We start from the raw sequence: 16,275 nt of genomic DNA on the forward strand, positions 1-16,275 counted from the left end.
GTGGCCGGTGACGACGTTCGGCGCGTCCGGAGCGCACAGAAACTCGTCGATGTGTTGAACGCGCAGGGAGTTCGATACGTCTTCGGGGTGCCCGGCGCGAAGATCGATGCGCTCTACGATGCGCTCGCCGACGGCGGACCGGAGATCGTGGTCTGCAGGCACGAACAGAACGCGGCTTTCATGGCCGGTGCGGTCGGCCGGCTGACCGGCGTCCCCGGCGTCGTCGCGGTGACTTCAGGACCCGGCACCACCAACCTCGCCACCGGCCTTGTCACCGCCAACACCGAGCAGGATCCGGTCGTCGCGCTGTGCGGAGCGGTCTCACGCGCCGATCGACTCAAACGGACACACCAGTCCATGGACGCCGCAACGATGTTGCGTGCGGTCACCAAGTACACCGGCGAGGTCAACGACGCCGACAACGTCGTCGAGGCAGTCGTCAATGCCTTCCGCGCGGCGGTGACGGAGCCGAAGGGGGCCGCCGCGGTGATCCTGCCGGGCGACGTCGCCGCGGCGCCCACCACGGCCGATATCGTCGGACGGCTGCCGATTCCGCAACGCTCGGCGGCCCCTGCAGACGCCGTGCGGGCCGCCGCAGACCTCGTCATGGCCGCGCGACGGCCCACACTGCTGGTCGGGATGCGCGGCGCGGATGCCGAAACCTGCACTGCCGTAAGACGACTCGTTGCCGCTACCGGGCTACCGGTGGTCGAGACGTTCCAAGCCGCGGGCGTGATCTCCCGCGAGCTGGAAAACCACTACCTGGGCCGGGTGGGGTTGTTTCGCAATCAGCCCGGAGACATCCTGGTCGCCCACGCCGACGTACTCGTGACGATCGGCTACGACGCCGTCGAATACGACCCGGCGCTGTGGAACAGCGATCCCACGCGTGTGGTCGTGCACATCGACGCCATGCCGGCCATCGTCGACAATCACTACCAACCGGCGACAGAGCTGTGCGGCGACATCGCCGCAACCGTCGGCGACCTGACGCGAGCGCTGAGCGGCCTGACGCTCGACGGCACATTCCTCGCCGAGATCGACAGGCAGCGGGCGGATCTGGCTGCCATCGACGATGCGGAAACGTCCGCACCGGCCATCGGGCGCGGCTTGAATCCGACCGCGGTGACCTTAGCCCTGCGCGACGAACTGGACGACGAAGCGACCATTGCCTGCGATATCGGGTCGGTGTACATCTACCTGGCCCGGCACTTCCGGGTCTACGAGCCGCGCCGGCTGCTGTTCTCCAACGGCCAACAGACACTGGGGGTCGCGCTCCCGTGGGCCATGGCGGCTGCGATGATACGGCCCGGGACGCAGATCGTGTCGGTGTCAGGCGACGGCGGATTCCTGTTCTCTGCACAGGAATTGGAGACAGCCCACCGCCTGGGCCTGACGTTCACGCACATCATCTTCCGCGACAACACCTACGACATGGTGGGCTTCCAGGAGGAGCTCAAATACGGTCGCAGATCCGGTGTGCAACTCGGCGACTACGACATCACCCACTACGCGGCCGCGTTCGGCGCGCGCGGCTACCGGGTGACATCGCTCGACGAGTTCAGCGCCACGCTGCGCCGGGCACTCGCCGAAGACGGTCCCACATTGATCGACGTGCCAGTGGATTACAGCCGCAACGTGGAACTCGCCGCACATCTGCACGACGGACAGTTCGAATGAGCACCCACGATTCACCCCTGGACCACTTCGAGCAATGGCTCATCAAGGTTTTGTCCCACCGGCAACATCTCGATATCCCGCAGGTGTACCAAACGTCCACCATCAGTGCGCTTCTCGACGGCGTGTACGACGGCGACGTGACCATCGCCGAAATTCTCCGTCACGGAGATTTCGGGCTGGGGACGTTCAACGGCCTCGACGGAGAGATGGTCATCCTGGACGGCATCTGCTATCACCTGCACGCCGACGGAACCGCAACGAAGGCGTCGCCGGCTGACAGGACCCCGTTCTGCGCCGTCACCCGATTTCATGCGAACACCAAACATGCTGTGGAACAGCCCAGTTCACGAGCGCAGGTGCTCGGCATCGTCGACGATGCCCTCGACAGCGCCAACCTGATCCATGCTGTCAAGATCACCGGAACGTTCACGAATCTGCACACCAGGACAGTGACGGAGCAGATCAAGCCCTATCCCCCGCTGACCGCCGCCACCGAGGGGCAGGCCGAAACAACTTTCGACCGGGTCTCCGGTGTCATGGTGGGTTTTCGCACACCCGAGCTCGGGCAGGGCATCTCGGTGGCCGGCTATCACCTGCATTTCCTCGACGATCCGCGCACCCGCGGTGGCCACGTCCTGGACTTCCGGCTCGACTGCGGCGAGGTTGCGGTGAGCACTGAATCCGAATTGCACCTCAGCCTGCCTACCAACCCAGAGTTCCTGCGCGCCAAACTCACGGCAACGGACATGGGTGAGCAGATTCGTCGCGCCGAGGGCGGCAACTAGTCGATTTCGCATCCGCGGTGGCATCCATCTCTGACAATGAAGGCCATGCGGTCAGTTCATCGTATCCGGCGGGCGCTTCGTCTGTCCGGGATGCGACCGTTGCCACGTCCGCCCCTGCGGGATCCGGTCGAGTTGCGCGGCAAGCGGATCCTGTTGACGGGCGCCTCGTCAGGCATCGGCGAGGCCGCCGCCGAGAAGCTGGCCGCTCACGGAGCCACGGTGATCGCCGTCGCCCGCCGCGGGCACCTCCTCGACGAGGTGGTTGCACGGATCGCGGCGCGAGGCGGGAACGCGGTCGCCATGCTCTCGAACCTGGCCGACCTCGATGCCGTCGACGCTCTGGTGCGTGACGTCGGTCCGGTCGACATCTTGATCAACAACGCGGCCCGTTCCATCCGCAGGCCGCTGCTGGAGTCGCTCGAGCGGTGGCACGACGTCGAGCGCACCATCGCCTTGAACTATTACGCACCGCTGCGGCTCATCCGAGGACTCGCCCCGCAGATGATCGAGCGCGGTGGCGGCCACATCATCAATGTCTCGAGTTGGCGGGTGATGCCCGAGTCGTCCCCACTGTTCGGCGTCTACAACGCATCGAAAGCCGCGTTGAGCGCCGTGAGCCGCGTCATCGACAACGAATTGGCGGCGTCCGGTGTGACGTCGACGACCATCTACTATCCGCTGGTCGCGACGCCGATGATCGCGCCCACCCGAGCCTACGACGGGTTGGCCGCCCTGAGCGCTGACGAGGCCGCGGAGTGGATGGTCGTCGCGGCGCGCAGCCGCCCCGTGCGCATCTCGCCACGAAAGATGGTGCCCCTTCGCGCTCTCGACATCGTCTCGCCACGTCTGCTCAACGGAGTCATGAAACGGTCGACGCCCGCACGGGACCACCGTGGCAGCCGATAGCGCAGTGGGTTACCGGAACGAAAACCTGGTTCTGGGAGCGCTTCTCACCACGGCGGCATTCTTCTGCGTGGCGTTGGTCGGTACGTTGGCGAAGGTCTCGGGACAGTACACCTCGACCGGTGTCCTGCTTCTTTTCCAGAACGCGATCTGTCTGTTGTTCATCATCCCGGCGGCACTGCGCGGCGGATGGGCATCGCTGCGCACGAGCCGGACGGGCCTGCACGTGCTGCGCGCGGTCGCCGGCACAGCCTGCTGGTATGCCTTGTTCTTCGCGATCTCCCAGATACCGCTGGCCAACGCGACGCTGCTCACTTACAGTGCGCCGCTGTGGATGCCGTTGATCGCGTGGGCGGTCACGCGGCAGCGCGTCGCGGCACCTACGTGGATCGGCGCGGGGCTCGGCTTCGTCGGCGTGATGCTGGTGCTCCGGCCACAGGGCCACGGGTTCTCGATCGGTGAATTGTCCGCCCTCGCAGGCGCATTACTGTTGGCTGTCGCGATGATGGCGGTCCGGTGGCTCGGCGCCACCGAACCCGTCATCAGGATCCTGTTCTACTACTTCCTGCTGTCGACAGTGCTGTCGGTTCCGATCGCCGTCGTCGACTGGGCACCCATTCCCGCGACAGCATGGGCGTGGCTCATCGGTCTCGGCTGTGCGCAGCTGCTGTCGCAGATCCTCATCGTCATCGCCTATCGCTACGCCTCCGCCGAGAAGGTCGGCCCGTTCATCTATTCGGTGATCGTCTTCACCGCCCTCATCGACTGGCTCGTGTGGGACCACACGCCGACGACAGCCTCGTACCTCGGGATGGCTCTGGTCATCGGCGGTGGAGTGACCGCGGTGCGCGCGAGGCCACGCACGCGCAAGGCGCCAAACCCCTGACACGTTCGGCACTAGTGCCGAAAATGCACTCTTCGTACGGCTACGCCGCGTTCTGCGCCTGGGTCAACGGCTTCTTCGCGGTAGGCGTGACAGTGATCAGTTCGTAACCGCTTGTCTTCCAACCCCTCATGAAGATCTCCATCGGGATCGCGATGTTCTTCCCGATGTTCTTTCCAGCGCTGTTGGTCATCGAACTGTCGTTGACGTACACGAAGCTGTTCTTCGCATCGATCGCAGTGACTGCCACGGCGTGGTCAGCCTTGTCCACGCTCTGGTCCTCGTCCAGCGGAGTACCGGCCACCTCACCCCAGACGACGGCAGTGGAGTACGCAATCATCGCCGCCTTGCCTTCGACCAACGCCGCCATCATCTCGTTGAGAGCGAGCTGCCCCTCTTCGTCGGTCGGCGGCGTCACCGCATTGCCGTCGTCGTCGAACTCTCCGTATTGAGCATGCGTGGTTGTGACGTGGAAGTACTGCTGGATGAGCGCGGCGGCGTCTTGCATCCCGATGCCGTCGTTGGTGCGCTCACCGAGGTACATCCACGCACCCGGGGTTTCCACGCTGGGTGTCGTCTTCGCGAGATAGACCATCCTGTCCTCGTCCGGCTTGTCCAGGTTGTTGGTGGCCTGCGCGACCGCTGCCGCTGCTGCTTGCAGCACACAGTTGTCGTAGCTCTGGCCGATCCAGTAGGCCGCGCCGTTCGTCGTGTTGCCGTAAACGCCGCTGCCGACCACGCTGACGGTGATCGCCTGATCGAACGTATCGGCTTCCGCAGTACCGAGCTTGACCGCGAACTTATGCAAGAGATCCTGGACAACACCGGCCAGACCCGGCAACTTGGCCGACGTTCCGTTGTCGATCGTGATGGTGAAGTGATCGGTGATCCCCGGCGGGACCAAGATGTCCTTCGCGGTGTAGGTGTACGTCCCGTCGGCGCTCACCACCACCTCGCCGTACTTGGGTTGCACGGTGACGGTGTAGGTCGGGATGAAGCCGTTGTTGCTCTGCCCGTTGAGATTTCCGGTAACCACACCCTTCGTGTCGTGGACCCCCGTTGACGGATCCATGGTCGGGGCCTTGTTAAGGAAGATGTAGGCCAACTGGCGGAACAGATCGAACCCGGGCGCCGGAGCATCCGCGGCCAGCGCCGCGAGAGACACTGCGAATCTGGCTGATTCGGTTGCGCCCGAGTCGCCCTGGCCGTCAGCTCCCGCTTCGCCGTCGGCGCCCTCCAGTCCGACTTCCGCATCTGCTTCAGGGCCTGACTTGCCGCCCGCGGCCCCGGCACCACCCTCTCCGCCTGCACCACCGGAGCCGCCCGTCGCGCCACCGTCGCCGCCGGCACCACCGTCGCCGCCATTGCCGCCCTGACCTTGGTTGGTGGCTGCGGGAACGTTGCCATTTTCGTCCGGAACGGGCTTGGGAGCGGAGCCTCCGACGCCGCCGGCACCGCCCTTGCCTCCGGCGCCGCCGTCTCCGGCGGCTATCCCCTCGGCGCTCGAGCCGCCCGTGCCGCCTGCACCGGCATCGCCGCCCTGACCGCCGCGACCTCCTGTGCTTTCGCCGTCGGATCCTGTTCCGCCTGCGCCGCCTTCGCCACCCTTGCCTCCGGCGGCGCCGGTACCACCGCTTGCGCCGGCACCACCTTTGCCTCCGGCACCGCCGACACCACCGACCGCGTTCGCATCCCTGGTGTAGCCACCCCAGCCGCCTATGCCGCCGTTACCGCCGTCGCCGCCTGCGCCGCTGATACCGTTCGCGCCGTTCGACTGTCCGAAGAAGAAGATGCGCCCTTCACCACCGGCTCCCCCGGTCGCGCCACCGGCACCACCGGCACCACCGTCGCCACCGCTGGCCCCGGTTCGGCCGTTGCCTGAAGCGACGGTCGCCATGAAGGTACCCTTGCCGCCCTGGCCACCTTTACCGCCCTTGCCACCTTGGCCGCCGTCACCGCCACGACCGATGATCCAGCTACCTGAACCCCCGGCGCCGCCGTCACCGCCCTCACCTCCGACCTGGCCGGTCATCCCATCAGGTGCGCCGGTAATACCGTTGAACCCGGGGATTCCCGTCTGGCCTTCTCCGCCGTCGCCGCCTCGACCGCCTACACCGATGAGCGAGAAACGTCTTGCGTCGCCGCCTCTTCCGCCGTTGCCGCCACCGGATCCGCCGTTACCGCCCACGCCACCGTTGCCGAACAGCAGTCCACCAGTACCGCCATTGCCGCCATTGCCGCCGTGGTCGGTACCGACGCCCTGGAACGGGCTCAGACCACCTTCGCCGCCTTCACCGCCGGTCGCATACACGGCCAACAGTCCGCCGCTTCCACCGTCACCGCCGCGACCGCCGAACGTCGCGCCGCCACCCATGCCGCCGCTTCCGGCGACGCCGGACACTGAGAGGAAGCCGGTGTCGCCGCCGCGACCGCCTTCGCCGCCGGTGAGACCGTGCGTGATGGCGTTTCCGCCCTTGCCGCCGGCACCGCCGTCACCCCAGAACGTTCCGCCGTTACCGCCCCGGCCTCCAGCACCACCGTTGAACCCATTGGTCGATGTGCCGCCGTTGCCGCCCTCACCGCCCTTGCCTGCCAAGCCCGCTGAACCACCGCGGCCACCGGAAGATCCCGCGACGGTTTGCGCTCCGTCGCCGCCTTCACCGCCCTCGCCGTGAATCAGACCGCCGCGACCGCCGTCGCCGCCGTCTCCGCCGTTGATGCCGGTCGCACCTTTTCCGCCATTGCCGCCGTCTCCGAACCAGCCCGCGTTGCCGCCCTTGCCGCCGTTCCAGCCGTCACCACCGTCGCCGAAAATCCCGCCTCGGCCGCCGTTGCACAGCGTTGCGGCGGCGCATGTTTCGGCGGTCCAGTCGAAGCCGTTGCCGCTGATGATCCCGCCGTTGGGGTTTTCTGCCGTTCCGTTACCGAAGAAGATCCGCCAGAACTGATCCTGCGGTGACGCAGCCGCATTCGGCACTGCAGCCCGCGTAACGGTTGCGGTCTGCGCGACGGGCTCGTCGATTTCGGCGGCCTCGTCTATCTCGGCGTCGGGCGCCGAATCATCTTGCGCGTCTTTGTCTTCTACGGAGCCAGAGTCTCCTACGGTGTCAAAGTCTTCTACGGAGTCAGACGAGTCCTTGGCATCCGAACCGTCGGCGTCACTGTCGTCGTCGGTGTCCTCGGCAGCCGCCGCGGCGTCGTCATCGTCGCCGTCAGCGGCGCTGCTCTCGTTCGAATCGTCGTTGCCGGGTCTCTTGGCGTCGCGCTTCGAGGTCGGCGAGGCGGAGTCAGAGCCGCTCGCAGACGAGCCCGAGTCCGCAGACGACGACACACTCGAATCGCCGGTATCCGCCACTGCGGCACTCACCTGCGGACCTAGCACCGAGAACCCGATGGCCGCTGTGCCGACACCGACCGACATCGCGCCGAGCTGCAGCCACCGCCGCACCGGGTAATCGTCGGCGCGCCTGCGCCGATGCGCGCCGGACTTGCGCCGCGGACGCTTGGCGGTGCCGTTCTCCTCGGATCCGATTGCATCAAAATGGCACGACGACGCCTGCTCCGGCATAGCTGCTCCCCCAACGATCAAATATTGACTCCAAGGTAATGAACCCCGGCCGATCGGATACTACGATGGTGGCAGCAAGTTTGCTATGGGAATCACCAACAAATATTTGCGGATTCATCTACCTGTACCTGCAGGTGACTGCGATTTTGCAGACACTCGCAGGAAGTCCAGCCACAGTGGCCCTTGCGACCAGCTAAGAGAGGCGCATTCACAACCCCTTCGGACGCCACGCGTGCGGCACTTGCCCATCCGTTGGGCTCTCCGGCGGCCAGGGTTGCTACGGCTAAGCCGTGAGACCATCGTGGCGTGAGCGACTCGTCGAGACTGCCATGACCGTTGTCCTTGCCTTGCGGTGCGCCAACGGCGTCGTCCTGGCGTCGGATTCACAGATCACCGATCCCGGCCGGGGGCTGACGTACCCCGCGCAGAAGCTGCACACCCTCGGGGCGCACGCCGCGTGGGGCGGTAGCGGCTCACGCGCGGTGCTCTACGACATAGAGCAGGTATTCACCGCCGAACCGGACTCGATCCTGGAGTCCAAGGACGTCGGACATGCGCTCCAGGCCCGCATCCTGCCGATCCTCAAGCACCACTACGAGAACTTCATCCCCGAGGTTCCTGGCCAGGAAGCCGCCGGAACGCCGGCGACTTACGTCCTTGCCGCCGGCTACGTGGGTGACGCTCCGTTCATCATCGACGTGGACCCCAACGGCCTCATCGGCCACCACGAGGAGACGGGCTTCCAGGCAGTCGGGAGCGGGGCCGCGATGGCCCAGCAGGCCCATGCGCTGTTGGCACACTTCGGCATGACCGAACGTGACGTCGACTATGGAGTGGTGGCCGCGTTACGCGTGCTCGACGCCCTGGATGCGTCGTCGCCGAGTGTCGGCGGCCCCATGGACATCTGCCGCATCACTGCCGAAGGCGCCCACCACCTGGCCGAGGAAGAAGTCGAAGATGTTCGGCGCCAAGTGAATCGGTGGGTTGGCCTCGAACACAAGGCCCTCGACGGACTCTTCGACGAATAGGACGAGAACATGCCTGACACTGCGGCGGAGTTGGCGAACCAACTCGGCGAAACGAAGTTCGTCTCGCTGGTGACCTACAAGCGGGACGGAACCCCGGTGGGGTCGGCGATGTGGATCGCTTCCGACGGCGCCGACCTCGTCGTGTGGACGCCGTCGGATGCGTGGAAGGTCAAACGGGTGCGCCGCGACCCGCGCGTTGTCGTGATTCGTTCCGGCCGGATGGGCAACGTCGACCCGGTCGACCCTGAGCTGCTGGGCACCGCCGTGGTGGAGGAGTCACCGGCCGCGGTGTCGAAGGCCGAGGAGCTCATCCGGCGAAAGTATGGCCTGCAATTTCACATCATCACCACGATCGAGGCCATCTTCACCAAAGGTCGCAAGGCCCGAGTGGCCCTCAGAATCACCCCGCAAGAGGTGAACTCGAAGTCCGTGTAGGAACGCGCGAGGTTTCGAACTGGCCGATCGCGGGCACTGCTAGCAAAGGCCAACGTCTGACATGGCCTCGAAAGTTGCAGTGTTCCAGGGGGTGGAACGATGGCGATCAATTGTGAGCCATTGCCGGTGAATGGCCGCGATGCCTGATCTCGCCGAATACCGACAACTCATCCGCGCGGCGATGACCCTACTCGCAGCGGACACCAAGGGCCTCGACATCGAGAACATACTCACCACCGTCACCACCGCCGCAGTAACGCTTATTCGAGGCGCCGAATGGGCTGACGTCATGCTCATCGACGGTGGTGACTTTCGTTGTGTCGCACCGACGGCCGATTTCGTCACCGACCTTGACGCAGTTCAGATGCGCCACAAGCAGGGCCCGTGCGTCGAGGCTGCCATCGACGACGCGGTCGTCCGCGGGCCGAACCTCACCACTGAAGATCGATGGCCGCATTTCACGCAGGCCGCGATCCGCGCCGGCGTCCACAGTGTCCTGACTTTCCAGTTGTCCGCACCGCAGCACTCGGCGGCCGCCCTTAATCTCTACGGCCGCGCCGCGGGAACTTTCAACGTGGAGGACGAGGCGATCGGGGCAACGCTGGCCGCCTACGCAACGACCGTGCTGCTGGCCGAGAGTACGAGATCGGAGTTGAAGTCGAGGTTGACCGACTGCGAAACCATCGGTCACGCCACCGGCATACTCATGGAACGATTGCACGTCGACGCTGCGCAGGCACGCGACATCCTCAACCAACGCGCACAAGATGCTGGTGCACCGTCGCTCAGAAGTATCGCCGACAGCATCGTCGCCACAGTCTGATTCACGGGCGTTCCAGGCTCGTTCAGCGTTCCCGTTGTCCGTGGTTGGCGTGCAGTACAGCACCGTTGAGGACGGGGTTGTCGGCGGCAAGCTCGAGGACTCGGGCGATCTCGTCGGGTTCGATGAGGCGTCCCGCTCCGGTCAAATCTCGGAGTGTGGCCAGCAGTGCCGGGTCTCCGCCGACGTGTTCACGCAACATCTCGGTGTCGGTGACACCGGGGCACACGCAGGCGGTGTGGATGCCGCGCCCCATGAGGTCCTGACAGGTGGCACGCATCATTCCGACGACCGCGTGCTTGACGGTGACGTAGGTGAACGATCCCGGAACCGCCTTTTCGGACAGAGTCGAGCCCAGATAGAGGATCGCCGATCCGGGTGACATCGTCGGCAGCAGAACACGGTTGAGCAGAGAGGGCGCGGTGACTGCGACGTCGAACATCGCCTGGAGTTCGACGGGGTCGACCGACTCCACCGTGTCGTTGACCATGCGCGAAGCATTGTGGATCAGCACGGTCCGCGACCCGGTCGGGGTAGGGGCGACGAGCGTGGCCGGAATGTGTTGGGCGAAAACAGGATTGGCGAGGTCGACGGCGACGTCGGTGACGGCGGCATCCGGCGATGCCGTTCGGGCGAGGTTCCATACCCGCGCGCCGCGCGCCAGGAAGCGGCGGGCGACCGCGAGTCCGATGCCCCGGCTGGCACCGGTGATGACGACGCGATCGGTCACTGAACGGTCCACTGCGACGATGCCGACTGCCCGGGTCCTGAGGACACCCTCGTGGCGACGCACCGGACACCGAATTCCGAGTCGGCGGTCAGCGTCGGCACGACGATGTTGAGGATGTGCAGCGACAGTTCCTCCAGGCTGATGTTGCGTAGTGGAAGCAGGCAGACGTCGCGTTTGAGGAACACCATGCGCTCGTCGCCGAAACGGGCCACGACCTCGTTGTCGCCGTCCTCGACGATCAGATGTGGGTTTCGAGTGGGCAGCAGCAAGATCTCGTTGAATCCCCGACAGATCGTCGCCAGGCTGCGTTTGGCTTCCCGGTAGTCGAAAGCGAGGCCTTCGGGCCCGATCGCCGCGTCGATCTCGACGCGCACGGTGAAGTTGTGGCCGTGGAGGTTCTCGCGCACACCGGCCGAAAAGATGGTGAAGTGCGCGGCGGAGAACTTCATCTCTTCTTTGAACAGATCGATGCGGGTGGTCGGCGTCATGGCACGGGCACCTCAGGGTCGAGTCGATAGAACTGGTCGCGGTGGTCCGCGACGAAGTCGAGGAACTTGTGAGCGCGCCCAGCAGCCTCCTCGTCGAGGAAGCGGGCTTCCAGGTGTTCGCGGCCCCGCAGATACTGGACCAGCGTCACCCGGGTGGCAGAACTTCGGATATCCGGTGCGGCAACGGTTTCCAATCGGCGGCGCAACTCTCTGGCGGACTGTAGGAAATAGTCCGCGGCACCCGACTGGGTGCTGGTTGATCCGGATCGACGGCGGTAGACGTAGCACGGTTCGTCGAGGTGATAGATCGCGTCGAGATCGTCGAAACAGGCGGCGCAGAACCAGACGTCCTCCCAGCCAACCCGTCCTTCCGGCCAGCGGGCGCGCACCTTGGTTCGATCGAACGCAGTGAAGGCGTAGGTATGGATTCGGCTGGTGAGGATTTCTTCAAGCGCGACCAGGCCGGCCGCGATCGGCCGGTCCAGGTTGATGAGTGGTTCACCGGTGTCGTCCGAGATGATGCGGATGTCGCTGTAGGCGGCGCCGTGGACGGCGGCATGCGGCAGGATTCGTTCCAGCGAGCGGGGATCGAGAGTGTCGTCGGCGTCGAGAGTGACCACCAACGAGGTGCGGGATGCGTCGAGTCCGACGTTGCGGGCTGTTCCCGGGCCGGCTCCGAGACGACCCGTGGACGCGAAGTGGATCCGCGGGTCGTCGATCCCGCAGGCGGCCAGCACGGTGGCATAATCCGTGTCGTCGTCGGCGACCACGATGAGTTCCCAGTCGTCATGCGTCTGGTCCATCACGCTGCGGACCGCGCGCGGCAGGAACGGTGCCGCACAGAAGGCGGGAAGTATCACCGTGGCGCGTGAATCAGTAACTTCCACAACGATCCCCGACAGTTTCGAGAGCTCACCGCCGTGTAGGCGGCGGGACGATCGTAGCCCGCCACGCACGTCTCCGCCGTGACAATTCGGACACTGCCTGCGTGTGCGGCGCCTTCACGTCGAGTGTGCGGTGAGGGCGGACATTCGGTCCAAAACCCGCCCTGAGCGCACATTCGCGGTCCGGCCGGACGCAAAACAGCCTCGAAGTGGGGCGGGCGGGGCTCGAACCCGCGACCAAGGGATTATGAGTCCCCGGCTCTAACCAACTGAGCTACCGCCCCAGCGCGCAACGCGCGGCAACCATGGTCCCACACGCCCGGTCAGGCGAATATCGTCTGCCCCTGCTCGTCGACCTCGTAGCGCTCGGTGCCCTCGGCCACCCGAGCCTCGTCCGCCGCCATTGACACGGCAATCTTGTTGCACGCGTTGCGCATCACGTCGAGCGTGATCTCGAATATTTGCTTCTCCGAGAAGTGCTTGCGCATCCCGTCGGCGACATCGGGCTCGATTCTCGACGGTGTCCACACCAGCGCGTCGACGTACCGCAACGCCGCCCTGTGCGCTTCCGTCAGATCGGCAGCCGACTCATAATCGGCGATCTGCACGTACATGTCCTCAGAACCGCCCGCATCCAGGGCGTGCCCCTCCCGCAGCGACTTGCACAGCCTGCAGTTGTGCGCCTCCGCCCCACGCAATCGCACTACTTCGGTGGTCACCGGATCCACCTCGTGCAGTCGCGCCACCGCGGGCACGAAGCCACCCAGCAGCTTGCCCACCGGGTCGGTCTCTCTGTCGAACTTAACGTCGGCCGTGAACCCAGGCTTCCCCAGGCCCAGCGCTTCACATCCGGCCCACACCCGCGGCACGAAGTCGGCGAGAAAGATCGCCACCACGACCCGAAAAGCGTTGTCACCGAATGCTTCCACGAAGCATGCCCGCTGGTTGTCGCCGATCCCCGTGACATCGACCGTGAACTGCTCCGCGAACGCCACCAGCACAGCTTCTTCGTCGGTGCGCCCATCCGGCAGATCGGCCGGCGACGGCAACGGCGCCAGTGACAGCGCCCGCCCGCACGTCAGTCTGATCATCGCGTCGGCACGCTCGTCTCCCGAGGAGAGCGCGACCAGCCGCGCCAACCGCTTGGACAGCTCTTCGGTCATCCCGCGATTATTGCGCCTGACTCACCGACGACATGTGGAAGTCCGGGATTCGCAGTGACGGCATCTTCGCCCGGGTCGCCCAGTCCCCCCATTCGCGGGGCAGCGTCGCCTCGCTGACGCCGGCCTCGGTGGCGCGCCGCAGCAGGTCCAGCGGGCTCTCGTTGAAGCGGAAATTGTTCACCGCGGCCGTCACCTGACCGTCTTCGATCAGGTAGACGCCATCTCGGGTCAACCCGGTCAACAGCAGTACGGACGGGTCGACCTCCCGGATGTACCACAGCGTCGAGAGCAGCAGCCCCCGCTCGGTGCTCGCGATCATCTCCTGCAGGCTCGCCGAGCCGCCGGTCATCAGCAGGTTGTCCGCGCCGATCGCCACCGGCGCCCCGAATTCGGCGGCCGCCGCCCTCGGATAGGCCAACGCGTTGATGACGCCGTCGCGGATCCAGTCGAGCCGCTCGATCGGGAGGCCGTTGTCGAACACCGAGGTCCGTTCCGACGAACTCGTCGCCGTGACGAACGGGGTGCACTCGAGGCCGGGCGCGCCGGGATCGGAGTAGAGCGTCAGCGGAAGCGATGTCAGCTTCTCCCCGACCCGGGTACCGCCCCCCGGTGCGGCCAGCGCGGTGCGGCCCTCCTGCGCGCCGCGGCCGCCCATCGTCCACGTCAGGTAAATCATCATGTCGGCCACGGTCGAGGGAGGCATGATCGTCTCGTAGCGCCCGGCGGCAAGGTCGACGGTGCGGTCTGCCCAGGACAGCCTCGTCGAAAGTTCCTCCAGCATCGAATCCGTTGGCACGTCGACAAAGTCGGGTGTGCTGACGCCCGCCCACGCACTGGCGCCGCCGCGCTTGGCGTTGATCTCCACCGAACCGTTCGGCTGGGTGAAGCGGCGCCGCAGGCCAGAGGAGGTCGCGACGAACGTCGTCTCGAGGATGTGGCGCGCGTAGCCGAACAGGGTGTCCCCGCTGCCGAAGCCGCGGGTGAGTGCCGTTGCGACGCCGCCGAAAGCCTCGGCCCCGGTGCGCGGGATGGGGGCGTCCCAATCCGTCGGCGCGTCATTTCCGGGCAGCGCCGGGGCACTGTCTCGGGCGGGCGGCGCAGTCGCAGCGGCGTCCTGAGAGGCGGCCACCAGTTGGGTGACGACGGCCGGGTCGACGGCGCTGGACCGCACCGACCCGACATGGGCGTTATCCCCCTTGCGCACAATCGAAATGACGGTGGTCGTGCGACTGGTCGATTCGCCGTTGGTGGTCATCGTGTTGTTGGCCCAGCGCAACGACGCGTCGACGCGGTCGGCGACCACGACGATCGTCTCGTCGGCTCTGCCCAACCTTCGTGCCTCGGCCAGCGCGACGTCGATGACCATCTGTGCGCCGATCATCGCCCGCCCTCCTCGCGCGTGTTGAGCACGTTGATTCCCCGGAACAGCGCTGACGGGCAGCCATGGCTGACCGCGGCGACCTGGCCGGGCTGCGCCTTGCCACAGTTGAAAGCCCCGCCCAAGCGCCAGGTCGACTGTCCCCCAACGGCTTCCAGGGATCCCCAGAAGTCGGTGGTGGTCGCCTGGTAGGCGACGTCACGCACCTGACCGTCGAGCTTGCCGTCCTTGATCCGGAAGAAGCGCTGCCCGGTGAACTGGAAGTTGTAGCGCTGCATATCGATCGACCAGCTCTTGTCGCCGACGATGTAGAGGCCGTCGGACACCCGGCTGATCAACTCGTCGGTGCTGATGTCCTCAGCTCCCGGCTGCAGCGAGACGTTGGCCATCCGCTGGATGGGGACATGGTGTGCGGAATCGGCGTACGAGCAACCGTTGGACCGCCCGACCCCGAGACGAGGAGCGAACACCCGGTCGAGCTGGTAGCCGACGAACAGCCCGTCGCGCACCAGATCCCAGCTCTGTGCCCGCACGCCTTCGTCGTCGAATCCGATCGTCGCCAGCCCGTGGGCGACGGTGCGGTCGGCGGTCACGTTCATCACCGATGACCCGTATTTCATCCGGCCCAGCTTGTCCGGTGTCGCGAACGACGTTCCCGCGTAAGCGGCTTCGTAGCCGATCGCGCGGTCGTATTCGGTGGCGTGACCGATGGATTCGTGGATGGTCAGCCACAGGTTGGTCGGATCGATGACGAGGTCGGTCGGCCCGGCAACGACGCTGGGTGCCTTGGCTTTCTCGGCCAGCAGCGACGGCAGCTCGGCGAGCTCGCCCGCCCAGTCCCAGACCTCGTCGCCGACGACAGCTTCCCAACCCCGACCCGTCGGCGGGGCCAGCGTGCTCATGGTCTCGAACGATCCGGCCGCCGCGTCGACAGTGACCGCATCCAACCGCGGAAGTACCCGCACCCGCTGCTGGGTGATCGAGGAGCCGAAGGTGTCGGCATAGAATGTCTGCTCCTTCGCCAGATGCAGCCACGCCGACACATGGTCCACCCCGTCGGAAGCCAGCAGCCTGCCGGAATAGTCCTCCAGCACCGCGATCTTGTCCTGCGTCGCAATGCCGAACGGGTCGATCCGATAGTTCGACACCCAGGTCACGTCGCGGTAGACCGGCTCTGGTGCCAGCTCGATGCGTTCGGCGTTCAGCGGCGCCAGCGTCGTCGCCACCCGCACCGCCCGCCGCGCGGTGTCGGCGGCCGCCACGGTGTCCAGCTCGGCGTGGGAGGCGAACCCCCACGTGCCGTCGACGATCACCCGAACCGCGAGGGCGATCTCGTAGTCGGTGACCGCGGTTTCGAGCGCGCCGTCGCGCATCTGGATCGTCTCGGTGGTGATGGCGTGGATGCGGAAGTCGGCGTAGCTGGCTCCCGCCTGTCGCGCGGCTGTCAGCGCAGCCTCGGCGAGTGAGTGGCGGGGCAGCGCGAGGAAATCCGCGTCGATCGTTCGGGCGCTCACGCCTTCACACCGTAGA

Annotated in this window: 14 protein-coding genes and 1 tRNA gene; 7 read left to right on the forward strand and 8 right to left on the reverse strand. The window is 66.0% G+C overall.

The features are described 5' to 3' along the window. From alsS to P9A17_RS23205, 4 genes are read left to right on the forward strand one after another with little or no spacing between them, the layout of a single operon-like run. Window positions 1-1,680 carry an acetolactate synthase AlsS gene (gene alsS / locus P9A17_RS23190; RefSeq protein WP_278041098.1) on the forward strand — a complete coding sequence of 560 codons (1,680 nt, stop codon included), beginning with the start codon at window positions 1-3 and terminating at the stop codon, window positions 1,678-1,680. Beyond that, window positions 1,677-2,465, forward strand: a complete 789-nt coding sequence (budA, locus tag P9A17_RS23195; protein WP_278041099.1) for an acetolactate decarboxylase — start codon at window positions 1,677-1,679, stop codon at window positions 2,463-2,465. The genes alsS and budA overlap by 4 nt, the downstream gene beginning before the upstream one ends. 36 nt (window positions 2,466-2,501) lie before the next feature. Then, complete coding sequence (locus P9A17_RS23200; RefSeq protein WP_278041100.1) at window positions 2,502-3,371, forward strand: SDR family oxidoreductase; 870 nt, start codon at window positions 2,502-2,504, stop codon at window positions 3,369-3,371. Then, the gene (locus P9A17_RS23205; RefSeq protein WP_278041101.1) at window positions 3,358-4,254 is read left to right on the forward strand and encodes a DMT family transporter; all 897 of its coding nucleotides are present in this window, start codon (window positions 3,358-3,360) and stop codon (window positions 4,252-4,254) included. The genes P9A17_RS23200 and P9A17_RS23205 overlap by 14 nt, the downstream gene beginning before the upstream one ends. Window positions 4,255-4,294: 40 nt before the next feature. Here the strand turns inward: P9A17_RS23205 and P9A17_RS23210 are convergent, their stop codons facing one another. Then, a complete protein-coding gene (locus P9A17_RS23210; protein ID WP_278041102.1) occupies window positions 4,295-7,819 on the reverse strand; it encodes a hypothetical protein in 3,525 nt (1,174 codons plus the stop codon). A gap of 329 nt (window positions 7,820-8,148) precedes the next feature. Between P9A17_RS23210 and P9A17_RS23215 the strand changes: the two genes are divergently transcribed. From P9A17_RS23215 to P9A17_RS23225, 3 genes are all read left to right on the forward strand, one after another. Then, on the forward strand, window positions 8,149-8,847 hold the full coding sequence (locus P9A17_RS23215; protein ID WP_278041103.1) for a proteasome protein: 699 nt from the start codon (window positions 8,149-8,151) through the stop codon (window positions 8,845-8,847). 9 nt (window positions 8,848-8,856) lie between these two features. Continuing rightward, the gene (locus tag P9A17_RS23220; protein WP_278041104.1) at window positions 8,857-9,282 is read left to right on the forward strand and encodes a PPOX class F420-dependent oxidoreductase; all 426 of its coding nucleotides are present in this window, start codon (window positions 8,857-8,859) and stop codon (window positions 9,280-9,282) included. 139 nt (window positions 9,283-9,421) lie between these two features. Next, window positions 9,422-10,105: an ANTAR domain-containing protein gene (locus tag P9A17_RS23225; RefSeq protein WP_278041105.1), complete on the forward strand. Its 684-nt coding sequence runs from the start codon at window positions 9,422-9,424 to the stop codon at window positions 10,103-10,105. A 22-nt stretch (window positions 10,106-10,127) separates the two neighbouring features. Here the strand turns inward: P9A17_RS23225 and P9A17_RS23230 are convergent, their stop codons facing one another. The 7 genes from P9A17_RS23230 to P9A17_RS23260 all read right to left on the reverse strand — a co-directional run bounded on the left by P9A17_RS23230 (window position 10,128) and on the right by P9A17_RS23260 (window position 16,259). After that, window positions 10,128-10,832 carry an SDR family oxidoreductase gene (locus P9A17_RS23230; RefSeq protein WP_278041106.1) on the reverse strand — a complete coding sequence of 235 codons (705 nt, stop codon included), beginning with the start codon at window positions 10,830-10,832 and terminating at the stop codon, window positions 10,128-10,130. Beyond that, window positions 10,829-11,320, reverse strand: a complete 492-nt coding sequence (locus P9A17_RS23235; protein ID WP_278041107.1) for a 6-carboxytetrahydropterin synthase — start codon at window positions 11,318-11,320, stop codon at window positions 10,829-10,831. Before P9A17_RS23235 ends, P9A17_RS23230 begins: the two co-directional genes overlap by 4 nt. Next, window positions 11,317-12,180: a glycosyltransferase family 2 protein gene (locus P9A17_RS23240; RefSeq protein ID WP_278041108.1), complete on the reverse strand. Its 864-nt coding sequence runs from the start codon at window positions 12,178-12,180 to the stop codon at window positions 11,317-11,319. The genes P9A17_RS23235 and P9A17_RS23240 overlap by 4 nt, the downstream gene beginning before the upstream one ends. Before the next feature lie 234 nt (window positions 12,181-12,414). Continuing rightward, window positions 12,415-12,488, reverse strand: a tRNA-Ile gene (locus tag P9A17_RS23245). Window positions 12,489-12,527: 39 nt separating this feature from the next. Next, entirely contained in the window at window positions 12,528-13,367 is an 840-nt protein-coding gene (locus P9A17_RS23250; RefSeq protein WP_278041109.1) for a carboxymuconolactone decarboxylase family protein, read from the reverse strand. A 7-nt stretch (window positions 13,368-13,374) separates the two neighbouring features. Beyond that, window positions 13,375-14,748, reverse strand: coding sequence for a metallopeptidase TldD-related protein (locus P9A17_RS23255; protein ID WP_278041110.1), 1,374 nt, complete (start codon window positions 14,746-14,748; stop codon window positions 13,375-13,377). Further along, window positions 14,745-16,259 (reverse strand): TldD/PmbA family protein, encoded by a 1,515-nt coding sequence (locus P9A17_RS23260; protein WP_278041111.1) that lies wholly within the window; start codon window positions 16,257-16,259, stop codon window positions 14,745-14,747. Before P9A17_RS23260 ends, P9A17_RS23255 begins: the two co-directional genes overlap by 4 nt. Between the last annotated feature and the right edge of the window lie 16 nt (window positions 16,260-16,275).

It is taken from the genome of Mycobacterium sp. 236(2023), assembly GCF_029623955.1.
Lineage (GTDB): Bacteria > Actinomycetota > Actinomycetes > Mycobacteriales > Mycobacteriaceae > Mycobacterium.